The sequence below is a fragment of the Streptomyces sp. DF42 genome, from assembly GCF_058267695.1.
Window position 1 is genome coordinate 3,982,688 of sequence record NZ_CM177859.1, and the last position, 18,370, is coordinate 4,001,057.

14 protein-coding genes are annotated in these 18,370 nt (G+C 68.7%); 5 read left to right on the top strand and 9 right to left on the bottom strand.

From position 1 onward, the window contains the following. Positions 1–123: 123 nt before the first annotated feature. The 3 genes from ACYUED_RS18005 to ACYUED_RS18015 are packed head-to-tail and all read right to left on the bottom strand — an operon-like array spanning position 124 to position 2,614. Entirely contained in the window at positions 124–2,262 is a 2,139-nt protein-coding gene (locus ACYUED_RS18005; protein ID WP_491293295.1) for a glycoside hydrolase family 36 protein, read from the bottom strand. 41 nt (positions 2,263–2,303) lie between these two features. After that, positions 2,304–2,528, bottom strand: coding sequence for a hypothetical protein (locus ACYUED_RS18010; RefSeq protein WP_491293296.1), 225 nt, complete (start codon positions 2,526–2,528; stop codon positions 2,304–2,306). Further along, positions 2,468–2,614: a hypothetical protein gene (locus tag ACYUED_RS18015; RefSeq protein ID WP_491293297.1), complete on the bottom strand. Its 147-nt coding sequence runs from the start codon at positions 2,612–2,614 to the stop codon at positions 2,468–2,470. The genes ACYUED_RS18010 and ACYUED_RS18015 overlap by 61 nt, the downstream gene beginning before the upstream one ends. An 866-nt stretch (positions 2,615–3,480) precedes the next feature. Between ACYUED_RS18015 and ACYUED_RS18020 the strand changes: the two genes are divergently transcribed. Next, the gene (locus tag ACYUED_RS18020; protein ID WP_491293298.1) at positions 3,481–4,587 is read left to right on the top strand and encodes a ricin-type beta-trefoil lectin domain protein; all 1,107 of its coding nucleotides are present in this window, start codon (positions 3,481–3,483) and stop codon (positions 4,585–4,587) included. Between the two features lie 426 nt (positions 4,588–5,013). Here the strand turns inward: ACYUED_RS18020 and ACYUED_RS18025 are convergent, their stop codons facing one another. After that, complete coding sequence (locus ACYUED_RS18025; protein ID WP_491293299.1) at positions 5,014–6,441, bottom strand: esterase/lipase family protein; 1,428 nt, start codon at positions 6,439–6,441, stop codon at positions 5,014–5,016. Positions 6,442–6,509: 68 nt separating this feature from the next. Here ACYUED_RS18025 and ACYUED_RS18030 point away from each other — a divergent pair, with 68 nt between their 5' ends. From ACYUED_RS18030 to ACYUED_RS18045, 4 genes are all read left to right on the top strand, one after another. Beyond that, on the top strand, positions 6,510–8,678 hold the full coding sequence (locus ACYUED_RS18030; protein WP_491293300.1) for a hypothetical protein: 2,169 nt from the start codon (positions 6,510–6,512) through the stop codon (positions 8,676–8,678). Continuing rightward, positions 8,665–11,022, top strand: a complete 2,358-nt coding sequence (locus ACYUED_RS18035; protein WP_491293301.1) for a WD40 repeat domain-containing protein — start codon at positions 8,665–8,667, stop codon at positions 11,020–11,022. The genes ACYUED_RS18030 and ACYUED_RS18035 overlap by 14 nt, the downstream gene beginning before the upstream one ends. A gap of 219 nt (positions 11,023–11,241) precedes the next feature. After that, complete coding sequence (locus tag ACYUED_RS18040) at positions 11,242–11,928, top strand: RES family NAD+ phosphorylase (RefSeq protein ID WP_491293302.1); 687 nt, start codon at positions 11,242–11,244, stop codon at positions 11,926–11,928. 677 nt (positions 11,929–12,605) lie between these two features. Next, positions 12,606–13,007, top strand: a complete 402-nt coding sequence (locus tag ACYUED_RS18045; protein ID WP_491293303.1) for an XRE family transcriptional regulator — start codon at positions 12,606–12,608, stop codon at positions 13,005–13,007. Between the two features lie 162 nt (positions 13,008–13,169). Here ACYUED_RS18045 and ACYUED_RS18050 read toward each other — a convergent pair whose 3' ends face one another. The 5 genes from ACYUED_RS18050 to ACYUED_RS18070 form a co-directional block, all read right to left on the bottom strand. Next, a complete protein-coding gene (locus ACYUED_RS18050; RefSeq protein ID WP_491293304.1) occupies positions 13,170–13,748 on the bottom strand; it encodes a hypothetical protein in 579 nt (192 codons plus the stop codon). Positions 13,749–14,090: 342 nt separating this feature from the next. Next, positions 14,091–15,098: an aldo/keto reductase gene (locus tag ACYUED_RS18055; protein WP_491293305.1), complete on the bottom strand. Its 1,008-nt coding sequence runs from the start codon at positions 15,096–15,098 to the stop codon at positions 14,091–14,093. Next, positions 15,095–15,853 (bottom strand): SDR family NAD(P)-dependent oxidoreductase, encoded by a 759-nt coding sequence (locus ACYUED_RS18060; protein ID WP_491293306.1) that lies wholly within the window; start codon positions 15,851–15,853, stop codon positions 15,095–15,097. Before ACYUED_RS18060 ends, ACYUED_RS18055 begins: the two co-directional genes overlap by 4 nt. Before the next feature lie 29 nt (positions 15,854–15,882). Beyond that, complete coding sequence (locus ACYUED_RS18065; protein ID WP_491293307.1) at positions 15,883–16,734, bottom strand: fumarylacetoacetate hydrolase family protein; 852 nt, start codon at positions 16,732–16,734, stop codon at positions 15,883–15,885. Positions 16,735–17,196: 462 nt separating this feature from the next. After that, positions 17,197–18,312, bottom strand: coding sequence for an enolase C-terminal domain-like protein (locus tag ACYUED_RS18070; protein ID WP_491293308.1), 1,116 nt, complete (start codon positions 18,310–18,312; stop codon positions 17,197–17,199). Positions 18,313–18,370 lie beyond the last annotated feature (58 nt).

Genomic DNA, 18,370 nt, shown 5'->3' on the forward strand with positions numbered 1-18,370 from the left:
CGCCACCGACGCGGCAGCCACTGGGGGCGGGGTGGAAGCCGGGGATCACCGGGTTGGCCACGGTGGCGTATTCCTGCGATGTCCTGACACTCCATCAACCCTTTCCGGTGGGGGTGAGCGCGCTCAGGGTGCGTCCGGCGCTCCGTGGTCGAGGCGGAGCAGGACCGCGGACGGGGCGGTGGGAAGCGTCAGCGTGAGGTCGGCGGTGTCGCCGTTCCAGGAGGAGACGGCCTGGGTCGCGGCGGGGAAGAGCACCTCGACGTCAACCGCGTGGCCGCGGAGGTGCGTCAGAGGAAGAGTCGCGGCGGCCTCGGTACCGGGGCGTCGCCAGACGGTGAGGAACGTGGTGGTGGGTGTGTGCAGGGCGAGGGCGAGCCATGGGTCGTCCCAGGCCGGCAGCCCGAGCGGCCACGCGGGGACGGTCTGGGCGAGGTCGGCTCGGATGGTCTTGTACACGGTTACGGCCTCGTGGACGAGCGCGCGGGCCTGCGGGCTCAGTTCCGGGAGCAGCCCGGAGAGGTGGATACGGCCGAGCAGAGCGTTGGCCATGGTGAAGGCCACCTCGTCCGCCGAGTCCTCCGGCAGCGGGTAGGACCAGACGGCGCCCTGCTCGGGGGTGACGGCGGTGGGCGCGGAGGCGGCGATGGGCGCGTAGAGCTGGACGTTCTGCTGGTCGCTGGTGGACTGAAGTTGCAGCCGGGACAGCAGCGCGTAGTCCCAGCGCATGCCGCCGGAGGAGCAGTTCTCCAGCACCAGGTGCGGGTGGCGGTCCAGGATGCCGTCGAGCCAGTCGAGTTGGGCGCGGTTGTGGCCGAGCAGACCGGCGGCCGGGGTCTCGCCGGGGTGGGCGCTGGTGCCGGAGCCGGGGTCGATGTTGTGGTCGAGTTTGAGGTAGCCGATGCCCCACTCGCCGACCAGGCGGTCCACGACCTGGTCCAGGTGGGCGCGGGCGGCGGGGTGGCGCAGGTCCAGGTGGTGGCGGCCGGTCTCGGTGACGCGGACGCCGTCGCGGCGGAAGAACGCCTCGTCGGGCAGGGACTTGGCGAGAGGGCTGCGGACACCGATCACTTCCGGTTCCAGCCAGAGGCCGGGCACCATGCCGCGTTCCCGGATGCGGTCCAGCACCTCGTGGATGCCGTGCTTCCCGGGGAAGCGGGAGGCGGCCGGTTCCCAGGCACCGACGCTGTCCCACCAGCCGCCGTTTTCGCCGTCGTACCAGCCGGCGTCGATGACGAAGTACTCCGCGCCCGCGTCGGCCGCGGCGTCGACGAGCGGCAGCAGCTTCTCGGTCGTGGGGTCGCCCATCAGGCAGTTCATGTAGTCGTTGAAGATGACGGGCAGCCGCTGGTGGTCGGCGTGCGGGCGGCGGATGGCGCGGCGGTAGCGGGTGAGCGCGGCGAACGCGCCGTCCGGGCCGCCGTCGTCGCTGAAGGCGAGGGCGACGGGCACGGTGCGGAACTCCGTGCCGGGCTCCAGAGGATGGCGCCAGCCGTGGTGGGTGTCGTTCGGGCCGAACATGGCCAGGTAGGCCAGCCTGTCGCGTTCTCCGCACTCCCAGTGCCAGCCGCCGCCGTTGTGCTCGATCTGCCACACCCAGGTGCGGCCGGAGTGCCGGTCGGTCAGGCCGCCCATCGGCAGCCGTCCGCAGCTGGACCACACGCCCCGCCCGGTCTGTGTGAACTCCCCCTTGCCGTTGTCGTAGACCACGCGGCCGTTCAGGACCGGCGAGGTCACCCGCATCGGCCGGTGCTGCCAGCGGCATTCGGCGACCCAGTCGTTCTCGGCCCACAGCAGGTCGGCGGCGTCGATGGCCTCCGGACCGTCCGCGAGACAGCCCAGGACGAGCGAGGAGACCGACTCCAGGTGCAGGGTGGCCTCGCCGTCGTTGCGCAGGACCACCTCGCTGCGCAGCACCGGCACCCCGTCGGGCGAGCGGTAGGTCACCTCCGCGACGAGCCCGGTCTCGGGGTCGTGCAGTTCGACGGTGAGCACGTGCCAGTCGCCGTCGCGGCTCGTACGGTGCGCGCGGTGGCGCATCCGACCGCCGAGGTACGAGTCGATGAGACGCCCGCCCGACCAGGCGCGGCCGTGGCCCGCGGCCGTCACCTCCACCAGCGGCAGCGCAGGCCATGACCGCGGCTCGGGGGGCCTGCCGCCGGGGAGGCCGGCACGGGTGAGGCGGGCGGTGCCGTCTTCCGCGACGCCGATCTCGAGTTCCAGGGCCTGGTGGCCCCAGCGCAGGCTCTGCGGTGGGCTGGTCATGGTGGCCTTTCAGGTGGACAGACGCGGAGGGCGGGTTGTGCTCACGGCAGGTGGGACACCGCGCAGCCGGCGGGCGGCAGTTGGGACACCGGGTCGTCGGTGAACAGGTCGTGGGCGGGCTCGGGCGGGGCAACCCGTTCGGCGCGGCGGCTGATCGGGACGCGCCGGCGGTGGCCGTCCGGGGTGTGACGGGAGACGGTCTCGGTCAGGGGCGGCAGGTCCGGACTCTCGAAGCCCTTGTCTGCTGAGGCCCGCCGTCTCCGCACGCGGAGAGCGCAGGGGCCATCGCGGCCGCTCCCGCCACGACGGTGGCTCTGCCGACGAAGCGTCTGCGGTTCCACTCGTTTCTCATGGCGGCGGCCCTCCCCCGAACCAGGTGTCGAAGCGCTTCACTGGCCGCGAACGCTAACGGCGCATTTCACGCGGAACAAGAGGAGTCACAAGAAGAATTTTTCTTGCATTCCAGTCATTGACAACCGACAGAAGCGATGGCAGCGTCGAAGCGCTTCAACACTCTGTACCAGCCTGCTTAGAGGTCAGACTCGTGCGTTCTCATGCGTTCTCCGTCCCCGCCTGCGGCCGAGAGGCATCCGTTCCGTGACGCCGCGCTGCCGATAGGCAAGCGCATCGACGATCTGCTCGGTCGACACCCTTCCTCACATGGCGCGTTCGCGGGGCGGCCCGCACGCGCCACCGGGTTCGTGGTGCTGCCGCGCAGAGTGGGACGGCGTGCTGATCCAGCACGACGGGGAGCCGGGCCCTGGACAGAGGGCACGAACAGCAGGATCGAACACCAGCAACCAGACATGGGATGTCAAAGAGTCGGCGCCGGAAAGGGAGAGAGCGGCGAACAAGCCATAGGAACAGCGGTGATGGGACGAAGTGACACAGAACTCGCCATCGCGCCGCCGGTCCTTGAAATCTGACATCCATGGGATGCCCTGGCTGAGATCTGCGTGATACCTGTACGAGTGCGCTTGAGAGGCCGGCCAGGGCCGAACCCGCTCGGCACTCGGTACGGGAGCACCGGGGCAGACGGGACGCCGGATGGCTCGGTGTTGTCAGCGCTCACCCCGCAAGCGGTTCCCCACCACACCGTTCTGCCAGTACGTCATGTCGCCGCCGATGCCAACGGGACGACACAGCAGCCGAGTTGCCGGCACGAAACGACGAGCAGCCCCCCAGATTCAGCACTCACTCGCAGAAGAGGACGCCTGCATGAGAAAGCCTTGGATCCTGCCCCTCATCACGCTGGTCACTGCCGCGCTCGGGATGACGGCAGCAGGTGTGGCACCTGCCTCCGCCGCCTCGAACACGCCTTTGCGGGTCATGCCGTTGGGCGACTCCATAACCTGGGGGGTGGGAAGCAGTACGGGCAACGGCTACCGGGGTCCGTTGTGGAACGAGCTCGCGGCGGACGGGCATCCGCTGGACTTCGTCGGCACGCTGCGGGGCGGTTCGATGTCCGACCCCGACAACGAAGGCCACTCCGGGTACCGCATCGACCAGATCGCCGCCCTCGCCGACGCCTCCCTGACCCGCTACCGGCCCAACGTCGTGACGCTGCACATCGGCACCAACGACCTCCAAGGGGCCTCCCAGGCCAACGACGCCATCGCCGGGCTGAGGGCGCTGGTCAACCAGATCACCGCCGACGTCCCCGACGCCACCGTCCTCGTCGCCTCCCTGGTCGTGTCCACCAGCAGCTCGGAGGAGCAGTACCGGGGCACGTACAACAGGGCCATCCCCCAGATCGTCAGCGACGCACAGGCCGCCGGCAAACACGTCGCATACGTCGACATGAGCAGCCTCACCACGGCCGACCTGGCCGACCCCCTGCATCCCAACGACGCGGGCTACCAGAAGATGGCCGACGCCTTCCACCGCGGCATCCAGGCCGCGGACAGCGCCGGGTGGCTGAGGAACCCCGCCCCCGCCGCCGCACGCGTACAGTCCGGCATCGCCGGCAAGTGCCTGGACGTCAACGGCGCCAGCACCGCCGACGGAACCGCCGTCCAGACCTGGAGCTGCGGCGACAGTGCCAACCAGTTCTGGTCCGCCTACACCGACGGCACCCTGCGCTCCATGGGCAAGTGCCTCGACGCCGCCGGCGCCGGCACCGCCAACGGCACCACGGTGCAGATCTGGGCCTGCCACGGCGGCGCCAACCAGGTCTGGCAGCCCTACAACGGCGGCTACCGCAACCCCTCCTCCGGCCGCTGCCTCGACGTTCCGGGCGCCTCCACAGCCGACGGCACGCAACTCCAGCTGTGGGACTGCAACGGCGGCTCCAACCAGAAGTGGACCACTCTGACCGCCGGATGACCCCCTGCTCCCGGGACCTGAGCCCCTCCCCGGGCCCCGGTCCCGGGAGAACACCGGTGGCGGGCACCGCCGGGTACGGCGCCCGTCGTGGCCGGGGTCAGTTGCCCGGTCGGTCTTCTGGAAGGGACGCGTAGCGACGTGAAGCCGAGCACGTTCTTGTCGGCTTGAAGGCTCCCGGAGCGCCGCCGTCAAGGACCTCGCAGCCGAGACCGGCACGCCATCGCGGACGAGATCGGCACCTCTCCAACGACGACACGGAAGTTCTCTGCCTGTACATCGCAGTGCAAATGGCGAGAACGCCGAAAAAGCGCACCATGATGCTCTTAGCAACAATCTCGCTGCTACCGCGGGCGGTCGAGAATTTGATCAGAATTGGTCGCCCGTGGCGTGCTTGCAGACTGGCACGTTGATTCCCGAGGTCGACTCTTATTCCACTTCCCGCATGGTGCTGACTTCGCCGGCCAGTACAAGTTGGGTGATGGCGTGGCCGTCAATGGAGCGAACGGTGACACGGTACAGGCCAGGAGCATTCACGGTGGCCCTGGCCTTGATATGTCCGTCGCCCCAGCCAGCCTTGAGGACCTGCGAGTTCTGACCCGCAACGTCGGCTATTTCGCACCGAAGACCGGCCAGGGAATCCACACCGCTGAGCGTGATGTTCCAAGGGGTTCCGACTTCCACCAGATCGGGAACGTCCAGTCCGCAGCCGGGCGCACCCTGAGGCGGGCCCAAGTGTTCGTCGTCCCGCAGTATTTCCGCTACGGCCTTGAGCGCGACGCGATCGGAGGCAACAGCTCCATGCTGTAGGGGAAGTGGCGTGACCGCGGGTCCGACGGCTGCGGAATCCTTGTACACGGTTCCGTCGCCCTTGACGTCATAGAACCTCAGGTCGCCGCGCGAGTCCCGGATGAATCCACCACTGGTGTGCTGGCGGACTCCGTGGTGATGCGGGTGAACCACGCCGTCGCGGATAGTGAGACTTTGCATGGTGGCCTGGCTGGTGCCGGCCACCGCCCAGTGCCCGGGCAGCCTCACGTTGGCTTGCTTTTCTTGGAACTCGACTGCTGCCTGGGCGAGATCGGCGCTACCGCCGATGCCCGTCACATCACTGGGGGTGAGGCGACGGACATCCTTCCCGTCGATGAGGCAGGCATAGTGCGGAAGAAGGTCATGAAGGCCCGGCATGGTGGCTGAGATGGATTGCAGTTGCCGGTGCGGCAGCGGGACTGGGGCACCGCGCCCGGTGTTGAGGATCGCGGTTGCTTTCACCGCACCGTAGAAGGGCGTACCAAGCGTGAGTACGGCGCGGGTGTCCTCGGCCAGGGCGCCGTCGTGTGTGGCATCAAGGGCCGCCCGGGTGACGAGGCCTCCCATGGAGTGGGCGACGAAGACAAGGCGTGCGGGACGCTCGTCGACACGGTTGCGCCGAGCGGCGTCATGAGCAGGATGCAGTCGCCAGGCGGTCAGGTGGCGGCGGGCGGCCTCGGCCAGCAGACGGCCGTTGACGGCGACAGGCAGGCGCCAGTCGTAGGCGAACTCCAGGACGGCGACTGGATCGGCGACGCAGCCTTCGACAGCGTTGATCAGCTTGGTGTAGGGCTCGAACCCCTGGAGGTAGGGAGTCCAGGATGAGTGGCGCATCAGTTGAGTGGGCCTGATCCGGGTGGTCTTGCCCTCCAGCTCTTCCGGAGTCAGGCGTAGCGGCTCGAGGCCCTTGGGCCGTGTCCATGCCTTCAAGAGCCACGACACGCCGGATAAGCCCCAGACGGTCTTCTGGGTGACGGTGTCGTAGAGCTCACTGCCCATGATGCCCGGGACGATGACCACGGCGTCCTGGGTGATGTCGGTGGTCACAGCTGATGCGGCGGAGGAGTTCGCAGGTTCTGGCCCATGGCGATTCATGGCTGTGAACAATAGAGAACATGCAGGGGGAGCACGGGGAGATTGGCTTGGTCGGGCAGGCCAATCCGTCAAAGGGTGAAGAGGGCTCAGGGCCGGCCGCGGGCTCACTGGTCATCGTGACGGTGGAGGACGGAGACCCCGAGTTCGCCAAGGCGATCGAGGAACAGCTGTCGGTCGTGACTGCGTGGTGGAAGGCAGGACCGGCACCTGAGGAAGGGTTCGTCCAGACCGTTCTGCGTGCGCCGGAGGAACGTCACGATGTGGAGCGCTTCTTGCACAGCTCCGGCATCCGAGAGGCGGCCGAGGACGAGGCGCTGGTCCTGTACATCACGTCACATGGCGCTGTCGGCACATCCACCAGACACTTCCTGCTCCTGCCCGGCACGGACACCGACCGGCTGCTGGCGACGGGCATGCCGACGAACGAGGTCGTCGTTGCGGCTCTCGACTCGCCGGCCCGCCACGTACTCGTCATCGTCAACGCCTGTGAGGCGGAGGGCATCGACGTAGAGCTCAGGGACCTGGCCCGCGACCTTGCCCGTCCAGGTACCCGGGGGAGGGCGCTGAACGTCGTGGCGACAACCGCGGCCCGTTCCCCGGTGCTGGGCCGCGAGTTCGCCGTCGTGCTGCGCATGGCCTTCGAGTGGTTTCAGGACGCGGCAGGAATCGCCCGTCCGTACCTGTCGATCTCCGAATTCATGCAGGCCCTCGAGCAGGCCACCGAGCGACTCAACGAAGAACGAGATCTTTCACTCGCGGGTCCCCGAACTGTGCTCCAGGGCAAGCTCGGCGCCCCGATCCCCACCCTGCCCAACCCCGGCTACCGGCCCAAACCGCAGGTGGTCACAGAAGCCAGAGAGGAAGTCGCGGCCACGCCCGAGGAACTGGAGTACTGGCTGGACCGCGCCAGCGGCCGCGCCAGCCGTGACGATCCCGGCTGGTACTTCTCCGGCCGCCAGGAACTCAACCGCCGACTGACCAGCTTCGTCGAAGGTCCCGCGGGCGTCCTCATCGTGACCGGCACCGCCGCCAGTGGGAAATCCGCGGTGCTGGCCCGGGCAGTCACGCTCAGCGATTCCGCCTTCCGGGCGTCACCTCGCTACGCAGAGGCGGTGAGCAAGGCGCCCGCGGACACCGTCCCGGACGAAGGCTCGATCCACGTGGCGGTGTCGGCCCGCAACCGCGGGCCGCTGAGCCTGATCGAAGCCATCGGTACCCGACTGGGCGGTGAGCGGGACCGCACGCAACCTGCGGCAGACGCTCTGCGGCAATGGCAGGAAGGGCTGCACACCTTCTTCACGACCCGTCAGAAGGGCACGGTCACGGTGGTCGTCGACGGTCTCGACGAATCCCCGGATGCTGGTGCCTGCATCCGAGATGTTCTCGTGCCTCTCGCCGCCTATGCCGGCGGGCCCGGTATTGCGGACAGCATCTCCATCCCCGCGCAGGCTGCCGACTCCACGTCGGCCGAACCGCCCTCTGGCCCGAGCGGCCTGCGTCTCCTTATCGGGGTCCGCAGCACGAGCCCAGGCACCCCGGTGGCGGCCGTCGCCACCGGCCTGCGAGGGCTGTTGCAGGAACTCCGGCTTTTCTTCCCGGCAGCGCAGGTGGTGCGCACGGATGGAGAGGGGGTGCAGACAGATATCGCTGCCTACGTGACGGCTCTGTTGGCCGGGGCGCGCTGGGGCACCGACCCGAAGGTGATCGCCTCGGCAGCGGAGCGGGTGGCACGTCAGGTGGGGCGGTCCTTCCTGGACGCCCGCTTGGCCGCCGAACAGTTACGTCGCGGCGACGGAGTCACACTGCTCGGCGACCAGCTGTGGCTCTCACGGCTCGACCGAGGCACCGTGGGCCTGTTCGAGCAAGATCTCAACCAGGTCGGCGATGACGGCCTGAACCGGGAGGAGGCGCTCGCGCTGCTGCGCGCCACCGCCTTCGGACTGGGGCGCGGGATGCCGTGGGCCCAGGTGTGGCCGGCCGTGGCCTCAGCGCTGCTGCAGGCTCGTATCGATCACGCCGACGAGAAGATCCGGCGGCTGCTCGAAGGCCGGCTCGCCGGGTATCTCACGCATGACGTCGAGGATGACCACGTTGTGTACCGACCCGCCCACGAGCAACTCGGGGTGATGCTGCGCCAGTGGCCTCAGCCGCCGCACGAGATGAAGAGGGCCTTGGATGAATCCGGATGAGCGGCCAAGGAGCGCCCAAACCGGCGAGCAGCAGGCCCATGCACGCATCGCGGCGACACTGGCACGTTTGGTCAAGCCTGATGCAGTAACCGTTCCGCACCCCTATCTGACCCGGCATCTGGCTCACCATGCCGCGCTCGGCGAGGCCCTGGACGACAGCCACGTGCCGCCTGGCCTGCTGCCGTGGGTCGCCGGCGACGGGGTCCGGGGACTTCTCGGTCTCCCGCACGCCCACCGAACGGACCGGGCATGGCTCACCGCGTGGGCTGCCATCGAGCCCTACGTCCAGGAAGCAGATCTCCCCTCCCGCTGCTCGAGTCTGCATCTGGCCTACACGGCCTTGCGGTTTCCCGGCGTTCCTCGTCAAGGCCTGCCTCCGGAGGCCGCCGAGTTCGCGGGCTCCCGGCTGTGTGTCCTCTGGTCGCAATGGGCACCGCCCTCCAACGTGCTCGCGACACTCAGCCGTCGCAGTCTGTCGCTGGCCGCGGCCGAAGGCCCTGGTGGTGCTGAACTGCTGGCTGTGGGCGGCGAGTCGGGCGGCATCGAGCTCGTCGACACGGCTGCCGGTACACCTGTCGGGGATCGGATTCCCGCGCACGACGGAGACGTGCGCTGCCTGTTCTTCGTGGCGCACTCCACCGGCGGTGGAGCGCTTGTCTCCGGCAGCGCCGATGGCACGGTACGTGTCTGGGACACGGTCCGAGGAACGCTGCTTGACCATATGGCGTTCGGGGGGCGTACCTGGACCTCTGCTGTCACCGGATACCGCGACGACGCGGGGACGTTGACTGTGGCAGCGGTCAACGGTGCCGGCGCGGTGAAACTCTGGCGCGAGCACTCGGAGGAACAGCACCTGGCCGACCTGAGCGCTCACCCATTGGAACGCGCCGCGTTCGCGCTGGGCCTCGTTGTCGGCCCCGGCGGTCGGAAGCTGCTGCTCGGTGCCGGGCGCACGCTGAAAGTGTGGGACACCGCGGATCATCGGTTACTGCATGAGTACCCTGTGGGCGCTCCGGTCAGGTGCCTGACTGACACGACCGTGCCGGGCCGGGTCGCAACCGGCCACAGCGACGGCTCCATCACCCTGTGGGATACGGCCTCGGGCCCCCAAGCCACCTTCCGAGGGGAGGGAGAACCCATCACCGCCCTGGCGGCGTTGCGCATCGACGGCTTGGACCTGCTCGCCGCGGCCGGCTCAGGATCGACGATCGACGTGTGGGACATGGACACCGGGCACAGGGCCGGTCAGCTCACCGGACACACGGACGCCGTGACAGCCCTGCGCGCGATCTCGGCCGACGACAGTGACCGACTCGCGTCCACCGCTCGGGACAACACCGTCCGGCTCTGGGACACGCATGCCATCCGCCACGCGCTTCGGGGCACCGCCACAGCCCCCGCCGCCGTAGCTGCGGCAATCACCCCGGAGTCCGGCGCTACACCGCACCTGGCCGTGAATTACAGCACCGCGCAGACCCAGGTCTGGGACACCCTCACCGGGACGGTCACCGGCTCGTTCGGCAGGGACTCGAAGCATGCCTCGTCTGCCCTCAGCTGGGCGCCGGAGAAGGAGGGCCGGCGCATACTCCTCTGGGCGGCATCCGACCACAGCATCCGGTCCTGGGACCCTGTACGCGGTGCCGCCGCGGGCATCCTTCTCAACGGGCACTCCCAGCCCGTACGCGCCCTCGCCTCGACCGCAGCCTGCGATGGACGGCGATTGGCCATCAGCAGCGACGATTTCACCGTCCGGCTCTGGGACCTGGACAGAGAACGACCGCTACAGCTGTGGCGGCACCCCTACACGGTCCGAACCGTAGAGGCGGCGTCCGACGGAGTCACGGCGGACTGGTTCGCTTCTGGCAGTGCTGACGGGACGGTGCGCCTGTGGGACGCCACAGCCGATGCTCCCGGACACGTTCTCTACTGTCGGCAGGGAATCATCAATGCCGTGGCCATCAACGCAGGCACCTCCCCGTTGCCGCCTTTCCTCGCCAGCGGTGGGGACGACCACACGGTGCGCCTGTGGGACCTGCGTACCCTCGCACCCATCGGCGAAAGGCTTCGAGGGCACACAGCCGCCGTCGAAGCCATCGCCACCTGGACAACGTCCGCTGATGTCCCTCGCTCCTACGTCGCCAGTTCCTCTCGGGACGGCACGATCCGGGTCTGGGATGCGGCGACGTCTCGGTGTGTCCTGCAGCTGGCCACGGGAAATCCTGTGCACACGCTGTCGGTGCGCCTCTCCAGCGAATCCGTCAACAAGGTCATCCTCGCCATGGCGGGAGAGGCCGGAGTCGCCGTTCTCGAGTTGGACCTGGAGGACCCGTCGCCTCCGAATTAGGGTGTGCGCCCCCTCAAATCCTTCGTGCGCCCCTCATGGGATCGGCAGGATCAGTCGCTCTTGTCTGTCCAGCAGCAGAAAATGATCGTTCGGCTGTGTTCAGACACCCGGACATCCGGCAGTACGTGTCGACGCCCGTCCCTGCCGCGCACACGGCAAGCAACGAGCCAGACCCAAGAACCCACACGTGCAAGTTCGTACCTGAGCGAGGAGCGGCCCATGAGTGAGGGCACACCGTTAGAGGCAAGTCTCATACCGGCACCGGAACGCGGGGTGTGGCGCCTGGGGAAGGCGGAGAACCCACGCAAGTACAACAAGATCAGCCGGGAAGACGACAGCCGCTCGGGGGGCAACCGGTGGAGCCTGGTGAGCTACGGCACCTTGTACTGCGCCTCCGATCTTGACGGGTGCTTCGCCGAGGCGCTGGCGCCTTTCCGTGTGGATCCCGAACTGCGTGAATTCATCGGTGATGACTGGAACGAGCCCTACTTCATGAGGCCCGGCCACCTTCCCCAGGACTGGCGCACCCGGCACACCCTGGTGCGGTTACAGCCGGCCAAGGAGGCGCGATTCTTAGACGTCGACGACGAGCAGACGCTGCGCACGTTGTCGAGAGAACTCAAGGAAGAGTTGGCGCAGTTCCGCCACACCGACCTGACCGCCGATCACATCCAGGGCACGAACCGCAGGGTGACCCGCCAGATCGCCGCCTGGGCGATCGCGCAGCGCGACCCGCAACAGGGTCGGCTGATCCACGGGATCGCCTACCGCTCCCGCTTCGGGATGCGCCAGTGCTGGGCCATCTTCAGCGATGTCGATCTGGAAGAGGTGGAGAGGCAGCCGATCTGGCCGGAGACGGAGGGACTGCGGAAAGTCGCCGACGAGTACGGACTCACCATCCGCTGACGCCGCGAAGGCACACTCGCCATCCCCCGCTCGCATCCACCTTGAATCCTCCACCAACCCGCGTAGTCCGAACGGAGGAAAACCTCAGCCACCACCTGACGCCATCAGGCAACAGGACAGGGCGAAGCCGCACGTCAGCGCCCCAACCTCGCTTCAGTGGACTGATCTTGACGGGTCTTCAGGCAGCAGAAGTTAGCGCAAAAACGGTGGAGTTAGAGGTGGATTCTGGGTAGCCTTAACTCATGAACTATTGGGGAGGGACCATGAACACGGTCAGGCACCAGTTACAACCAGCCGCCATCGCCACACCTGCGAGCGCGCTGATACCTCCTGACGGCGCTCCGCAGGCCAGCCAGCCGAGCAACTGGCGTCGCAACAAGCTCCTGCACAGCCTGCACCCCCTCAGTCAGCCCAGCACCGGATCTGTCTCCGAGACCGGCATGCAGTGGTGCTGACCACAGGCGTTTAGCGCCGTCGTAGTCCGCAGAGGTCACGCTTCCCCGCGGATCCACCTATCAGAAGCGTTACATCAGTCAGCGGCGCCGAGCCCGCATCTGCACTCCATTGGACGTGCGGCAGGCCGAGTTGTCCGCAATCAGGTCCTGCACCCGTTGCCTGACACGCGACCAGTCGGCCACCGACCAGGCGTGCAGTCAGAACACGAGGGAGGAAGTGCCATGGCCACCACAGCCAACAATCCTGCAGCCGCCAAGAGTGCGGCAAGCGCCGAGCGAGCCCACGTCGCCACTGTACGCATGTCCATTGCGGACATCGCCCGTTTCCTACAGGACAACCTCGGCCAGCGCCTGACGGCTCGCATCACAAACATCAACGATCCCCGACAGGTCGGTAAGTGGGCTTCGGGTGATTCGGCACCGCGCCAGGAAGCCGAAGACCGTCTGCGCGCGGCTCTGCAGGTGTTCCAACTCATCCAGGACGCCGAGAGCCTCTACACGGCACGCGCCTGGATGATCGGGATGAACCCCCAGCTCGAGGACGAGGCCCCTCTCACGGTGATCGCCGACGGGCGCTTCAAAGACGTCATGGTCGCCGCACGTGCCTACGTCGACGGCGGCTGACTCACTGCAGTTGGACACCCATGGCAGCGCGAACTTCTGTGCCGCTCCGCAGACAGGGCCGCGGGGCGGCACAGCCACGCGCCAAAGGGAAAACACAGTCGTCAAAGGCCCCCGCGTCCAAGCCACCGTCCTCGAAGGCACAGCTCCTCGGTGCCTGGCCGCTCATCGGCTCCCCGGCGGCTTCGGCCAAGGTTCTCCTGCCGCGGCCGCGTCCAGCAGATCACCCGCGAACACCGAGTCGTGCAGCGGGCCATGCCGGAACACGATCTGGGCCTGGGTTGGGTCCTCCAGCAGTCCGGGAGTCATGGGCGGCGGCGTACCGCCCCGGGCACGCACTTCATCGGCTACCGCACTGACCAACCGCTCAGCGGCGCGTGGGCTCCCGAGCTGAGCCAACTGCTCAGCAGTGCAGCGCTTCAGTGTCTGGTCCCGCAGGGACGCCGGACACGATGGGTGCCCGAGGGCGAGCGCGACCAGGGCCGGTCGACGGTCGAATCGGGAGGGTTCCTTCTCGGCCTCCAGATCCGCCGCCACGACTGCCTCCAGAAGCCATGGGGGCGCCTCCTCGGCATGGGGGCCCCACAACAGCGCCTCGGCGAGGACGGAGCGGTCGTATCGGGGCTGGTCCGACCGGACCTGCTGCGCCGCAAGCCGTACGACGGGATCGTCCGGGCCGCAGTCGGCCATCGCCGTGAGGAGGAATTCGGAGGGCAGCACAGCGTCGAGGTCCGGGCCGGTCACGAGAGGTTCTCCGTCAGGGATCGTTGGTGTGCTTGCTCGGCATGCTGAAAGGTCATGCGAAGTTCACTGCGGACCCGGAGCGATGAGAAGGGGTGCCCCCGTCCCCCATCCCCCTGACCTCTGTGTCTCCGTGCGATCGTAAGCTCGATGCCCCCACAAGAGGGGGCAGTTCATAACAGTCCGTCCCTCTTGAGTGCTTGTGGCTTCACACACTGAAGATCAGTGGGACTGCGACTGCCCGTCGCGGATCAACCGGTCCGCTGCCTCCAACTTGCCCTTGACATCCGTGAGTTCCTCTCGCAGTCGAACGGCTTCGGCTTCCGCACGGGCCCTTCGGTCTTCTCACCCCCACGAATGAGGTGCGGCGGCGGGAACGGGGACATGCGGGGGCAGCAGCTCCTCGGCACGTAGTTCGTCCCAGAGCGCAGCCGGTACCGTTCGCCGCATCTGGTCCACCGTGTCCCGGACCTCCCTGGCGGCACGCGCGCCGGACAGCACGCTCGCGACCGCCGGATGGCCGAGCGGGAAGCGCAGAGCGGCTGCGCGCAGCGGTACGCCGTGGCGGTCGGCGACCGCTTTCATGCGCAGCGCCCGGTCCAGTACATGGGGCGGGGTGGGCGCGTAGTCGTACATGGCCCCGGGCTTGGGGTCGGTGAGCAGACCCGAGTTGAACACCCCGCCGACGATGACACTCCTGCCACGGGCGGTGGCCTCCGGCAGTACCTCCGCGAGCCCCTCCTGCTCCAGCAGGGTGTAGCGGCCGGCGAGCAGCACCACGTCGATGTCGGTCTCGCGCAGGAAGCGGGCGGGGAGCGCGCACTGATTGACGCCGAGGCCGATCGCCTTGACGACGCCTTCACCGCGCAGCCGTTCCAGCGCCGGGTACGCCTCGGTGAGGGCCTGCTCGGCGTGGTCGTCGGGGTCGTGGAGCAGGGCGATGTCCACCCTGTCCAGGCCGAGGCGGTCCAGGCTCGATTCCAGCGAGCGCAGGACGCCGTCGGCGCTGAAGTCCCAGACGCGGCGGTGCGTGTCGGGCACGGCGAAGCCCTGGGCGAGATCGTCGCCGCGGCCGCCCTCCGGGTCGGGTTCGAGCAGCCTTCCGACCTTGGTGGAGACGGTGTAGGTGTCGCGGTCCCGGCCGCGCAGCGCGGCACCCAGGCGGCGCTCGGACAGGCCGAGTCCGTAGTGCGGGGCGGTGTCGAAGGTGCGGATGCCCGCGTCCCAGGCCGCCTCCACCGCGGCGGACGCGGCCTCGTCGGTGACCGGGCGGAAGAGGTTGCCGATGCCGGCGGCCCCGAACGACAGCTCGGTGACCCTGACGTCGGTGCCGCCCAGCGTGGTCGTTCTCATGAGCCGGCCCCCGGGCGCAGCCGCAGCCCCTGCATGCCGCCGTCCACCGCGAGCGCGGTGCCGGTGACGGATGCCGCGGCGGGACTCGCGAGGTAGACGACGCCGGCTGCCACCTCGTCGGCGGTGACCAGACGGCCCATGGGCTGGCGGGCGTTGAGCGCGGCACGCTCCGCTGCCGGGTCGTCGGCGGCGTCCAGCAGCCGGCCCACCCAGGGGGTGTCGGCGGTGCCGGGGTTGACGCAATTGACGCGGATGCCCTCGCGGACGTGGTCGGCGGCCATGGCGAGGGTCAGCGACAGGACCGCGCCCTTGCTGGCGCAGTACAGGGCGCGCTGCGGGAGGCCCGCGGTGGCGCCGATCGAGCAGATGTTGACGACCGCCGCGTGCGACGAGCGCCGCAGATACGGCAGGGCGGCCCGGGTGGTGCGGACCGTCCCGAGGACGTTGATGTCGAGGACGCGGTGCCATTCCTCGTCGGGGTTGTCCTCGACGGTGCCGACGGCGCCGATGGCCGCGTTGTTGACGAGGATGTCCAGGCCACCGAGCCGTTCGGCGGCCTCCGCCACGGCCGGGCGCACCGAGGCGTCGTCGCCGAGGTCGGCCTTGATGGCGATCAGCGGCTCGGGGACGCCGGAGGGGTCGAGGTCGAGGACGGCCACCGTGGCGCCGTGCTCGGCCAGCATCCGGGACGTGGCCAGCCCGATGCCGGACGCGCCGCCGGTGACGACTGCCTTCAGCCCTGACAGGCCGCTCAAGCTCCGCAAGCTGCTCACAGGGGTGCCTTTCACGCTTGGCCGAAGGTCTGGCGCTGGGCGCCGAGGCGGTCGACGGAGAGCTCGACGCTGTCGCCGGGGCGGAGATAGGGGGTGCCCGGGAGGCCGAGGGCCACGCCCGCCGGAGTACCGGTGTTGATCACGTCACCCGGCTCCAGGACCATGTACTGGCTCAGGTACGACACGATGTGGTCGACCGAGAAGATCATGTCGCTGGTGTGGCCCTCCTGCCGCTTCACGCCGTTGACGCTCAGGTGCAGAGCAAGGTCCTGCGGGTCGCCCACCTCGTCGGCGGTCACCAGCCACGGTCCGAGCGGGTTGAACGTCTCGCAGGACTTGCCCAGGTCCCACTGCGAGGAGTACTCCAGCTGGAACTCCCGCTCCGAGACGTCATGGCTGATCGCGTACCCTGCGATCACGTCCCGCGCGACCTCGGGTCCGTCGAGGTAGCGGGCCCGTCGTCCGATGACGACCGCCAGTTCGACCTCCCAGTCGGTCTTCACTGAGCCGCGGGGGATCAGCACCTCGTCGTACGGGCCGATCACCGTGCCGGGGTCCTTCATGAACACCACCGGGCGCTCGGGGATCGCAAGGCCGGTCTCGGCGGCGTGGTCGCGGTAGTTCAGGCCGACGCAGACGATCTTGCCGGGGCGGGCGAGAGGGGCACCGATCCGCAGACCGTCCGGGCTCAGCTCGGGCAGACTTCCCGCCGCGACCTCCGCCCGGGCCCGGTCGACACCGTCGGAGGCGAGAAAGGCGCCGTCGATGTCGGAGGTCACGGGGGACAGGTCCAGCAGCCGGCCGTCCTCGGTGCGGACTGCGGGACGCTCCTCGCCGGGCGCGCCGACTCGTAGAAGTTTCACTGGGTGTTTCCTTGCGATGGGTGCAGATGCCAGATCTCGGTCTGGTCGGACCAGCGGCGCGGGGTGCCGGTATCGGCCCAGGCCTCTTGGCAGGGGGGTCGGTGAGCTTCCACCAGGCCTGGGTGGTCGCGTCGGTGCCGATCGCGGCCATGTCGGCCTCGAAGTCGTCTTGAAGGTCGCCGGGGAGGAGGACGCCCCGGCGGTTGCGGGGTCCGCGCTGCCGCAGGCGGCGAGCGCGAGAGGGGAGAGACGGCGCCCAGGGCCGCACCGGCAACGCGTCTGACCTGGCGGCGGGAGGTGACGGGAACGTCGCTGTTCATGACTGACCTCATGTCAGCGTTCTGCGGAGATCCGCGGGTTGTCGGCTCAAGCACCGGAGAGGAGAGGTGTGGAGGGATCAGGTACCGAAGGCGTGGAGGGGCGGGTACGGGGCGATCGTGAGAGTGGGGTGGACTGGGCGGATCAGGCCTTCGGCGGCGTCAAGGTCTCCTTGTCGACAAACTGCTGAAGGACGGGTGGGTAGTCCAGACCGGCGGGCAGCGCCACGCCGGGCCCGGTGGGGGCGTGGACGAGTCCTTGGGCGTCGATGCCGCTCTCGCGGCTGATGGGATTACCCATGACCAGGGACTCGTAGTAGGTGGTGTTCGAGATGGCCATGCACAGGTGTCGGTTGGGGATTTCCGGACCGTGCACCTCGGCGCGCAGCCGGTAGGCGTCGGCGAGGTGGGCGGTGCGCATGGCGCCGGTGAAGCCGCCGCGCAGTTGGGTGGAGGCGCGGACGCCGAAGGTGGCGGCGCCGGCCTGGATGAAGTCGGCCGAGTTCATGTGGGCCCCGTCGGAGGTCTCGGCCACCAGCAGGGGCACCGCCACCGCGTCGGAGAGGCGTTTGTACGCGGTGATGCTGAACTCCCGCATCGGCTCCTCATACCAGAGGTAATCCGCGTCGGACAAGGCGTGTCCGAGGTAGATCGCGTCGGGGAGGTCGAATCCGGCGGACCCGTCGAACATCAGGGGGATCGCGTCCCCCACGTGTTCCCGCAGGGCCACCGACAGCCGGGCGTCGCGGCGTGCGTCGCCCCAGGCGTGGAGCTTGATGGCAGGGTATCCGAGCTCCAGGGCCTGGTCGGCGATGTCCAGGTACTCCTCCACCGAGGAGTAGGTGACGGTCGAGGCGTAGGCGGGGATCGAGGTGCGGAAACCGCCCAGCATCTGCCAGGTGGGCCGGTCCGCCAGCCTGCCGGCCAGGTCCCACAGCGCGGTGTCGACGAGGCCGAGCAGGTAGAGGGGCAGCTCCTCGGTGCGGTCCAGCTCCCACATGCGGTGCCACAGCCATTCCCGCTGCAGCGGGTCCTGGCCCACGAGTTCCTTGCGCAGGAAGCGGTCCAGCAGGTCCGCCAGGATGACGGCGCTGCCCCGGCGGGGGGCCATCGCGATGCCCTCGACCCCTTCGTCGGTGTAGATGCGCAGCACCGCGGCCTCGCCGTCCGGCGGGCTGCCCAGCAGCCCGTCACGCCAGACGAACGGCGGACTGGCGCCGGGAACCCGGACCGGATAGCTCTCCACGTCGGCAATGCGCACTGTCGTTACCCCTTGCAGTGGGCAGCTACTGCTGCGAAATTTTCATGTAACGTAAGTC

Bases quoted from the DNA above. Each gene is read 5' to 3' on its own strand.
- ACYUED_RS18045 (WP_491293303.1), top strand. From the start codon at position 12,606: ATGGCCACCACAGCCAACAATCCTGCAGCCGCCAAGAGTGCGGCAAGC.
- ACYUED_RS18020 (WP_491293298.1), top strand. From the start codon at position 3,481: ATGAGAAAGCCTTGGATCCTGCCCCTCATCACGCTGGTCACTGCCGCG.
- ACYUED_RS18040 (WP_491293302.1), top strand. From the start codon at position 11,242: ATGAGTGAGGGCACACCGTTAGAGGCAAGTCTCATACCGGCACCGGAA.
- ACYUED_RS18015 (WP_491293297.1), bottom strand. From the start codon at position 2,614: ATGAGAAACGAGTGGAACCGCAGACGCTTCGTCGGCAGAGCCACCGTC.
- ACYUED_RS18005 (WP_491293295.1), bottom strand. From the start codon at position 2,262: ATGACCAGCCCACCGCAGAGCCTGCGCTGGGGCCACCAGGCCCTGGAA.
- ACYUED_RS18055 (WP_491293305.1), bottom strand. From the start codon at position 15,098: ATGAGAACGACCACGCTGGGCGGCACCGACGTCAGGGTCACCGAGCTG.
- ACYUED_RS18035 (WP_491293301.1), top strand. From the start codon at position 8,665: ATGAATCCGGATGAGCGGCCAAGGAGCGCCCAAACCGGCGAGCAGCAG.
- ACYUED_RS18030 (WP_491293300.1), top strand. From the start codon at position 6,510: ATGCAGGGGGAGCACGGGGAGATTGGCTTGGTCGGGCAGGCCAATCCG.